The 9746-nt window shown below is 68.7% G+C and carries 3 protein-coding genes, 1 tRNA gene and 1 rRNA gene; 1 reads left to right on the top strand and 4 read right to left on the bottom strand.

Annotated features, from left to right (window positions below; genetic code table 11):
- Positions 1-28: 28 nt before the first annotated feature.
- Positions 29-5530 (bottom strand): HAMP domain-containing protein, encoded by a 5502-nt coding sequence (locus tag ACFWM2_RS36100; RefSeq protein WP_383289077.1) that lies wholly within the window; start codon positions 5528-5530, stop codon positions 29-31.
- Between the two features lie 378 nt (positions 5531-5908).
- Here ACFWM2_RS36100 and ACFWM2_RS36105 point away from each other — a divergent pair, with 378 nt between their 5' ends.
- A complete protein-coding gene (locus ACFWM2_RS36105; protein WP_383289080.1) occupies positions 5909-8653 on the top strand; it encodes a SpoIIE family protein phosphatase in 2745 nt (914 codons plus the stop codon).
- A gap of 62 nt (positions 8654-8715) precedes the next feature.
- Here ACFWM2_RS36105 and ACFWM2_RS36110 read toward each other — a convergent pair.
- The 3 genes from ACFWM2_RS36110 to rrf form a co-directional block, all read right to left on the bottom strand.
- A tRNA-Thr gene (locus ACFWM2_RS36110) sits at positions 8716-8791 on the bottom strand.
- Positions 8792-8874: 83 nt separating this feature from the next.
- Positions 8875-9537: a DegT/DnrJ/EryC1/StrS family aminotransferase gene (locus tag ACFWM2_RS36115; protein ID WP_383289098.1), complete on the bottom strand. Its 663-nt coding sequence runs from the start codon at positions 9535-9537 to the stop codon at positions 8875-8877.
- 114 nt (positions 9538-9651) lie between these two features.
- A 5S ribosomal RNA gene (gene rrf / locus ACFWM2_RS36120) occupies positions 9652-9746 on the bottom strand; the annotation flags it as partial.

Below are 9746 nucleotides of genomic sequence, written 5' to 3' on the forward strand. Positions count from 1 at the left end.
TGACACCGCGTAGCGACCCGCCCGCCGGTCACTGCCCACGCATCCACTGCTCCATCACGGAGAGCAGGTGATCGGGATCGACCGGCTTGGTCACGTAGTCGGAGGCACCCGACTCGATCGCCTTCTCCCGGTCGCCCTTCATCGCCTTCGCGGTGAGCGCGATGATCGGAAGACCGGCGAACTGCGGCATCCGCCGAATCGCCGTGGTCGTCGCGTACCCGTCCATCTCCGGCATCATGATGTCCATCAGAACGACCGTCACATCGTCGTGCTGCTCCAGGACTTCGATGCCCTCACGGCCGTTCTCGGCGTACAGCACGGACAGGCCGTGCTGCTCCAGGACGCTGGTGAGCGCGAAGACGTTGCGGATGTCGTCGTCGACGATCAGCACCTTCTCGCTGTCGAAGTGGATCCCCTTGCGCGGCTGCGGCGACGGCTCCTGCTGGCCCGCGGACGCCCACTGCTCCTGCCCCGAGGCCTGCGAGGCGCCCTGCTGCCCCGCCGGCCCGTTGCGCTGCTCCACCGCGGGCAGCGCCCTGCGGCGCCTCCTGAAGAGCGCGGCGGGCCCGTTCTGGGTGTCGTGGTACGACCTCACCTCGGCCGGCGTCTCGACGCCGGACCCGGCCAGCTCCGCCTCCGAGGCCAGCAGCTCGCCGGCCTCCAGCGCCGGCGCGAGCTGCCCGTACCCCTGCGGCGGCAGTTCGCTCGGGTGCTGCGGCAAATACAGCGTGAACGTCGAACCGCGCCCCGGTTCGCTCTGCGCGTGGATCTCACCGCCGAGCAGCCGCGCGATCTCCCGCGAGATGGACAGCCCCAGTCCCGTGCCGCCGTACTTCCGGCTCGTGGTGCCGTCCGCCTGCTTGAACGCCTCGAAGATGACCCGCATCTTGCTGGCCGCGATCCCGATGCCGGTGTCGGTCACGGAGAAGGCGATCAGATCCGCGTCCGCGTCCCGCAGCGAGCCCGCCTCCAGGAGCTGCTCCCGGATGGCCACCGGTACGTCCGCTCCGGCGGGCCGGATGACCAGCTCGACGGCTCCGGAGTCGGTGAACTTCACCGCGTTGGAGAGCAGGTTGCGCAGCACCTGCAGGAGACGCTGCTCGTCGGTGTGCAGCGTGGCCGGCAGTTCCGGCGAGACCCGTACGGAGAAGTCGAGGCCCTTCTCCGCGGTCAGCGGACGGAACGTCGCCTCTACGTAGTCGACGAGTTGGACCAGCGCGATGCGGGTCGGCGACACGTCCATCTTGCCCGCCTCGACCTTGGACAGATCGAGGATGTCGTTGATCAGCTGGAGCAGGTCGGAGCCCGCGCCGTGGATCGTCTCGGCGAACTCGACCTGCTTCGGAGTGAGGTTCGAGTCCGCGTTGTCGGCGAGCAACTTAGCCAGGATCAGCAGGGAGTTGAGCGGTGTGCGCAGCTCGTGCGACATGTTCGCCAGAAACTCGCTCTTGTAGCGCATGGAGACCGCGAGCTGCTCGGCCCGCTCCTCCAGGACCTGCCGCGCCTCCTCGATCTCGGTGTTCTTGACCTCGATGTCGCGGTTCTGCTGAGCGAGTTGCTCGGCCTTCTCCTCCAGCTGGAGGTTGGACTCCTGGAGCGCCTTCTGGCGGCTCTCCAACTCGGCCGACCGCTCCTGGAGTTGCTCGGTCAGCTCCTGCGACTGCTTCAGCAGCACCTCCGTCTTGGTGTTGACGGAGATGGTGTTGACGCTCGTCGCGATCATCTCGGCGATCTGGTTGAGGAAGTCCTTCTGGATCTGCGTGAAGGGGGTGAACGACGCCAGCTCGATGACCCCGAGCACGGTCCCCTCGAAGAGCACCGGAAGGACGATCACCTGCGCCGGGGGCGCCTCACCGAGTCCGGAGGAGATCTTCAAGTAGCCGCTCGGCGCGTTCTCCACCAGGATCGTGCGCTTCTCCTGGGCCGCCGTCCCGATCAGCGCCTCACCGGGCCGGAACGAGGTCGGCATGGAGCCCATCGAGTAGCCGTACGACCCGAGCATCCGCAGCTCGTACGCCTCCGGGTCGTCGACGCTCGGGTCCTTGCCGTCGACCAGCGGCATGGAGAGGAAGAACGCGCCGTGCTGCGCCGAGACGACCGGCGTCAGCTCGCTCATGATCAGCGAGGCCACGTCGTCGAGGTCGCGGCGGCCCTGCATCAAGGCGGAGATACGGGCGAGGTTGCCCTTCAGCCAGTCCTGCTCCCGGTTGGCCACGGTGGTGTCGCGCAGGTTGGCGATCATCTTGTTGATGTAGTCCTGAAGTTCCTGGATCTCCCCGGAGGCGTCCACGTCGATCTTCAGGTTGAGGTCGCCTCGGGTCACCGCGGTGGCCACGCGCGCGATGGCGCGCACCTGCCGCGTCAGGTTCCCGGCCATCTCGTTCACCGACTCGGTGAGGTCGCGCCAGGTGCCGTCGACGTCCCGCACCCGCGCCTGGCCGCCCAACTGGCCGTCGGTGCCCACCTCCCGGGCGACCCGGGTGACCTCCTCGGCGAAGGACGAGAGCTGGTCGACCATCGTGTTGATGGTGGTCTTGAGCTCGAGGATCTCGCCGCGCGCGTCGATGTCGATCTTCTTGGTCAGGTCGCCCTTGGCGATGGCCGTGGTGACCATCGCGATGTTGCGCACCTGGCCGGTCAGGTTGGACGCCATCCCGTTCACGGACTCGGTGAGGTCCTTCCACGTCCCGGCGACTCCCGGAACGTGCGCCTGACCGCCGAGGATGCCGTCCGTACCCACCTCGCGGGCCACCTTCGTGACCTGCTCGGCGAACGAACTCAGCGTCTTCACCATGGTGTTGAAGGTGTCGGCGAGCTGGGCGACCTCGCCCCGCGCCTCGATCGTCACCGTTCGCGTCAGGTCACCGTTGGCGACCGCCGCCGCGACCTGGGAGATGTTCCGCACCTGCATGGTCAGGTTCTTGGCCATCAGGTTGACGTTGTCGCTGAGGTCCTTCCAGATACCCGTGACGCCCTGTACGTGCGCCTGGCCGCCGAGGATGCCCTCGGTACCCACCTCGCGGGCCACGCGGGTCACCTGCTCCGCGAACGACGAGAGCTGGTCCACCATCGTGTTGACCGTGGTGACGAGTTCGAGGATCTCGCCCTTGGCGTCGACCGTGATCTTCTTCGACAGATCGCCCTTGGCGACCGCGGTCGTGACCTCGGCGATGTTGCGCACCTGGATGGTCAGGTTGTTGGCCATGAAGTTCACGGACTGCGTGAGGTCCTTCCAGGTGCCGGAGACACCCTGAACCTCCGCCTGCCCGCCGAGGATGCCCTCGGTGCCCACCTCACGGGCCACGCGCGTGACCTGCTCGGCGAAGTTCGAGAGCTGGTCCACCATCGTGTTGAGGGTGTTCTTCAGCTCCAGGATCTCGCCGCGCGCGTCCACGTCGATCTTCTGCGACAGGTCACCCCGCGCCACCGCCGTCGCCACCTGCGCGATGTTGCGCACCTGGGCGGTGAGGTTGCCGGCCATGCCGTTCACGGAGTCCGTCAGATCACGCCACACGCCGGCCACACCGGGCACCTGCGCCTGACCGCCGAGACGGCCCTCCGTACCCACTTCACGGGCCACCCGCGTCACCTGGTCCGCGAAGGCCGAGAGCTGGTCGACCATCGTGTTGATGGTGTTCTTCAGCTCCAGGATCTCGCCGCGCGCGTCCACGTCGATCTTCTGCGACAGGTCACCCCGCGCCACCGCCGTCGTCACCTGGGCGATCTGCCGCACCTGCGAGGTCAGGTTCCCCGCCATGAAGTTGACGGAGTCGGTGAGTTCCTTCCACGTACCGGACACGCCGTCCACGCGGGCCTGACCGCCGAGGCGGCCCTCCGTGCCCACGTCACGCGCCATCCGGGTCACCTGGTCGGCGAACGACGACAGCTGGTCCACCATCGTGTTCACGGTGTTCTTCAGCTGGAGCATCTCGCCGGAGACGTCCACCGTGACCTTCTGCGAGAGGTCACCGTTGGCCACCGCCGTCGTCACCTGCGCGATGTTGCGCACCTGACCCGTCAGGTTCTGGAACGCCGTGTTGACGGAGTCGGTGAGGTCCTTCCAGGTACCGGCCACTCCCGGGACCTGCGCCTGGCCGCCCAGTTCACCCTCGACACCGACCTCGCGCGCCACGCGCGTGACCTCGACACCGAACGACGACAGCTGGTCGACCATCGTGTTGACGGTGTTCTTCAGTTCCAGCATCTCGCCGGCGACCTCGACGCTGACCTTCTGCGAGAGATCACCGTTGGCCACCGCCGTGGTGACGGCGGCGATGTCGCGCACCTGGGTCGTGAGGTTCCGGAAGACGGTGTTGACGGAGTCCGTCAGGTCCTTCCACGTACCCGCCGCACCCGGCACGTTCGCCTGGCCGCCGAGCCGCCCCTCGCCACCGACCTCGTTCGCCACGCGGGTGACCTCGTCCGCGAACGTCCGCAGAGTCTCGGTCATCTGGTTGATCGTCTCGGCGAGCTGGGCGACCTCACCGCGCGCCGACACGGTCACCTTCTGCGACAGGTCACCGCTGGCGACCGCCGTCGTCACCTGCGCGATCCCGCGCACCTGGGCCGTCAGATTGCCGGCCATAAGATTCACCGAATCGGTGAGGTCCTTCCACACACCCGCCACACCCGGCACCTGCGCCTGGCCGCCGAGCTCACCCTCCGTGCCCACCTCGCGGGCGACTCGCGTCACCTCGGAGGAGAAAGAGGACAGCTGATCCACCATCGTGTTGACGGTGTTCTTCAGCTCCAGCATCTCGCCGGCCACGTGAACCGTGACCTTCCGGGACAAGTCGCCCTTGGCGACCGCCGTCGTCACGAGAGCGATGTCACGCACCTGAGCCGTCAGCCGGTACGCCATGGTGTTGACCGAATCCGTGAGGTCCTTCCACGAACCGGACATACCACGTACCCGCGCCTGGCCGCCCAGCTTGCCCTCTGTGCCCACCTCGCTGGCCACGCGCGTGACCTCGTCGGTGAACGTCGACAGCTGGTCGACCAGGTTGTTGACCGTGCGCCCGACCTTGAGGAACTCGCCGCGCAGCGGATGCCCGTTCCCGTCCGCCGCCTGCGCCCGCAGCTCCATCCGCGGCGACAGATCGCCCTCCGCGACCGCGGACAGCACCCGGCCGACCTCGGAGACCGGCCGTACGAGGTCGTCGACCAGCGCGTTGGACGCGTCGATCGCGGCCGCCCAGGAGCCCTCGCAGGCCCCCGTCTCCAGCCGCTCCGTGAGTTTTCCCTCACGTCCGACCATGCGCCGGACCCGCGAGAGCTCGCCCGTCAGCTGCAGATTCCGGTCGGCGACCTCGTTGAAGACCGCCGCGATCTCCGACATCACACCGTCGCCGGAGACCGTCAGCCGCTTGCGGAAGTTGCCGTCCCGCATCGACACCAGAGCCGCCAGCAGCCGGTTCAGGGCAGCCGTGTCCACCGCGGTGGTCCCATTGCGCGGTTTGCGCTCGTTACTCAGGGATTGTCCGCCTTTCGCGCGCGTTTTCGTGCCCCGCGTCGCTGCGCCAGACTCCACTGTGTCCCTCCCGCAGGGGTCGACCATTACTGCTCTGCGTGCTCAGGTACCTACGCTCGGCGTACCAGGTTCTTCGCGTTCTGCGTGTTCTGCATGTTCTTCGGGGGTTCCGCTGCTCGGCATACTGAGAAGGCACTCGACCTGCCGGACCCTCTCATGGAGCCTGCCCAGTGTTTCACCCTGTCCGAACCAGGCCATAACAGTTCGGCAGCTTCGCACATCGTCCGCACACCCTCCGGACGGAAACACTGGTGACCGGCATCCGCATGGACGGCGAAGGTAAGTAACCTTGCATGCGGCTGTCCAGCCATGCCGGTTCCGTCCGGCCTGGGCGGTGGCACGAGCACGAGCGGGCAGGCATCGGAGGGGCGCCGCACCATGACCACCGGACTGCATCCTGGGGGACAGCCCCAGGATCCCCGGCCTACGGGGACCCAGCCCCTGCCCCGGCAGGAGCGGGGCCACGGACCCTCGCACGCCGACAACCGGACAAGGAGTGCTGTGATCACCGCGCGCGCGGCCGCCAGTTTCGAGCCCTTGGGGCGATCGGTCGCGACCGCCCGCTCCTTCGTCCGTGACACCCTCCAGGGCTGGGGCTTCGCCGACATCGTCGACGACGCCGTGGTCCTCACCAGCGAGCTGGTCACGAACGCAGTGGTGCACGCGGGTACGTCCGCCGACGTCCTGTGTCTGCGCAGCGACGACGGCGTACGTATCGAGGTGGCGGACCGCTACCCAGAACGTGAGATTCCACTCCAGGGCTCGTCCTCCAACATGGGCAGCCCCGACCGCGAGGGCGGCCGCGGCCTCCAGCTCTGCGCTGCCCTCGCCGACCGCTGGGGCGTCGAGTACACGCCCACCCACAAGCAGGTCTGGTTCCAGCTCGAACTCCCCGAGCGCCAGGTGGGCACCCGCACCGCCGGCCCCGCCCTCCCCGCCGAGCTCCTCCCCCTCGCCGACGGCCGGGTACGCGTCGCGGTCGTCCAGATCGACCGCACCGGCGCCCTCACCTCCTGGAACGAGGACGCCGAGGAACTCTTCGGATACCCCGCCGAGCTGGTCCTGGGCAAGCCGCTCACCGACCTCGCGGCCTGGCCGCACACCCCGGGCACCGGCACCGGCATCGTCGAAGCCCTCCAACTCTCGCGCTGGGAGGGCAGTTACGGGATCCGCAACGCCGACGGCCGCGTCATTCCCGTCTACGCCTCCCATCTCCGCGTACGCGACACGGGCGGCGAACCCTCGACGGTCTGCCTCCTGGTCCGCAACCACGAACGCGCAGTGCTGCAGACCCCGTTGCGCGGAGCCTCCTCCGACGCATCCTCGATGCCCGAGGGCCAGACCGCCGATCCCTTCGAGGTCTTCATCGGCTCCCCCGCGCCGGACGACCTGGACGGGCTCCTCCAGCGCACCGTCGAGCGCGCCCGCGACATGCTCGACGCCGACTCCGCCTTCCTGCTGCTGGCCACCGACGACGAGACGGAGTTGGAGGTCCGCGCCTCGACGGGCCTGCCCTCCGCCCGCCAGCGCTTCGCCCGCGTCCCCGTCGAAGCGGGCCCCGGCCGCTACGGATCGGCCCGCATGCCGGCCGTCCACGACGACCTGACGGCCGTCCCCGGCGCCGTACCCCTGCTCAGTGGCACCGGAATGCGCTCGGTCGTCACGGTTCCGCTGAAGGTCGAGGGCCGCCTCACCGGCTCGCTCGGCGTCGCGGCCGAGTCCCCCGGCAGGTACTCCAACGAGGAGGCCCTGCGCCTCCAGTTCGCCGCCGACCGCATCGCCCTGGCCGTCGAATCCGCCCGCCTCGGCGAACTGGAACGGCTGCGCCGCGGCTCCCTGTCCTTCCTCGTCGAAGCCTCGGACCTGCTCGCCGGCACACTGGACCGCGACCAGACCCTGGCCCTGATGGCCCAGATGACGGTCCCCACCCTGGCCACCTGGTGCGCCGTCTACACGATCGCCGACCAGGCCTCCGAGCCCTACCTGTCGTACGTCCTGCACGAGGACGAGGAACGCATCGACGGCCTCAAGGCCCTGCTCTCGAAGATCGCCCCGCCGGACCCGGTCCCCACCCCGGGCGCCCGTGTCTGGTCGGCCCCTGCGGCAGCGGCCCATCAGGCAGCGCTCCGCACCTCGATGCGCAGCCTCGGCCTGGGCGAACACACGAGGGTGAGCTCCGGCATCGGGACAACTCTGGCCACGGCAGCGGCAGTCGGCGGCGAGACGGTCGTCCTCCCCCTGGTCGCCCGCAACCGCGTCATCGGCATGCTCACCCTCGGCAAGCCGTCGGACGAACACTTCCGCCAGGAAATCCTCGAACTGGCCGAGGACTTGAGCCGCCGAGCCGCCCTCGCCCTGGACAACTCCCGCCTGTACTCGGAGCGCATGGCCATCAGCCAGTCCCTCCAGCGCAGCCTCCTGCCCCCGGAGCTCCCCCACATCGAGGGCGTCGAGGTCGAGGTCATCTACCGCGCGGCCGGCGAGGGCAACGAGGTCGGCGGCGACTTCTACGATCTCTTCCCCATCCGCGACGGCGCCTACGGATTCGCCATCGGCGACGTCTGCGGTACGGGTCCGGAGGCGGCGGCGGTCACGGGCCTGGCCCGCCACGCCCTGCGCCTCCTCGCCCGCGAGGGCTTCGGCGGTCCCGCCGTCCTGGAGCGCCTGAACTCCGCGATCCTCGACGAGGGCGCCCGCAGCCGCTTCCTGACGCTCCTGTACGGCGAGTTGTGGCCCCAGGAGGACGGCAGCGCGGTCCTCAAGGTGGTCTGCGCCGGCCACCCGCTCCCGCTGCGCCTGCGCCAGGACGGCACGGTCGAGCCGGCCGCCGAACCACAGCCGCTGCTGGGCGTCATGGACGACCTGGAGCTGTACGAGCAGACGGTCACCCTGGACCCGGGCGATGTGCTCCTGTGCGTCACGGACGGCGTCACCGAACGCCGTGAGGGCACCCGCATGCTCGGCGACGACGGTCTCGCGGACGTCCTGACCACCTGCACGGGCCTGACCGCCGGCGCGGTCGCCGCTCGCATCATGCGCGCGGTCGAGCGCTTCGCCTCCGACGCCCCGTCCGACGACATGGCGATCCTCGCCATGCGCGTCCCCGGCCTCCACAAGGACTGACCGGAACAACTGGCATACGAGAAAAGGCCCCCGCCCATCAGGGCGGGGGCCTTTTCTTCTGCTGGAGCCCCCAAACGGAATCGAACCGTTGACCTTCTCCTTACCATGGAGACGCTCTACCGACTGAGCTATAGGGGCCTGTCGCCTTTTCGAGGTCTCCCCCGCGGCAACGGAATAGATCATACCCCGAACAGAAGAGTGCTCCCAACAGTCCTGCTGCGTCAGAAAGCAGGCTGCAGCAGTCCACCGAGCGCATTGCACGCGGAGACGATCCGGTGCATCTCACGCTTCGTCAACGATGCGTCCACCGGCAGCGCGAGCGTCTCGTCCGCGGCCCGCTCGGTCTCGGGAAGGCATACGTCCCGACGGAACCCGGGCATGCGGTGCACAGGCGTCTTCACCGGCACCCGGCAGTCAACTCCCTTGGCCCGTACGGCCCGCGCGAAGGCATCCCGGTCCGGCCGCCCGTTGCCGGGCACCCGCACCACGTACTGCTGATAGGTGTGCCCGTCGCCCCCGTCGGGCGTCCACACGCCGCTCAACCGCCCGTCGAGATACGCGGCCCGCTCCCTGCGCTGCGCGATCTCGGCGTACGGCGCCTCGGATTCCCCCTGTTCCAGCACCAGCAGCCCGTGCCGCTGCCCCACCTCGTGCAGCCTCGCCACATCGGCCGCCCGCCCGAAGCGGTGTACGGCGACGACAGCCGCCGTCTGCGCGGTCACGCTGTCCTCGACGGCCCTCGCGTCGAGGCAGTACGTCGCCGGGTCTATGTCGGCGAACACCGGCGTCGCGCCGGCCAGCGTCACGGCCTCCGCGACCTCGACGTTCCCGAACGCCGGCACGATGACCTCGTCACCGGCTCCGACACCCGCGGCCCTGAGCATTGCAGCAGTACCCATGCTTCGGATGGTGCTGGCGCAATGTGAACTGCAAGTGACGCACAACAAAAAAGAGCTGGTCCCCGAACCGAAGTTCGGGGACCAGCTCTCTTAATATTAGTTCGGCGGCGTCCTACTCTCCCACAGGGTCCCCCCTGCAGTACCATCGGCGCTGTAAGGCTTAGCTTCCGGGTTCGGAATGTAACCGGGCGTTT

Origin of the sequence: Streptomyces sp. NPDC058371, assembly GCF_042723265.1 — a bacterium.
Classification (GTDB): domain Bacteria; phylum Actinomycetota; class Actinomycetes; order Streptomycetales; family Streptomycetaceae; genus Streptomyces.

What these genes read in the sequence shown, in the direction of transcription:
- ACFWM2_RS36115 (WP_383289098.1), bottom strand. Translation starts at nt 9,537, where the DNA reads ATGCTCAGGGCCGCGGGTGTCGGAGCCGGTGACGAGGTCATCGTGCCG.
- ACFWM2_RS36105 (WP_383289080.1), top strand. Translation starts at nt 5,909, where the DNA reads ATGACCACCGGACTGCATCCTGGGGGACAGCCCCAGGATCCCCGGCCT.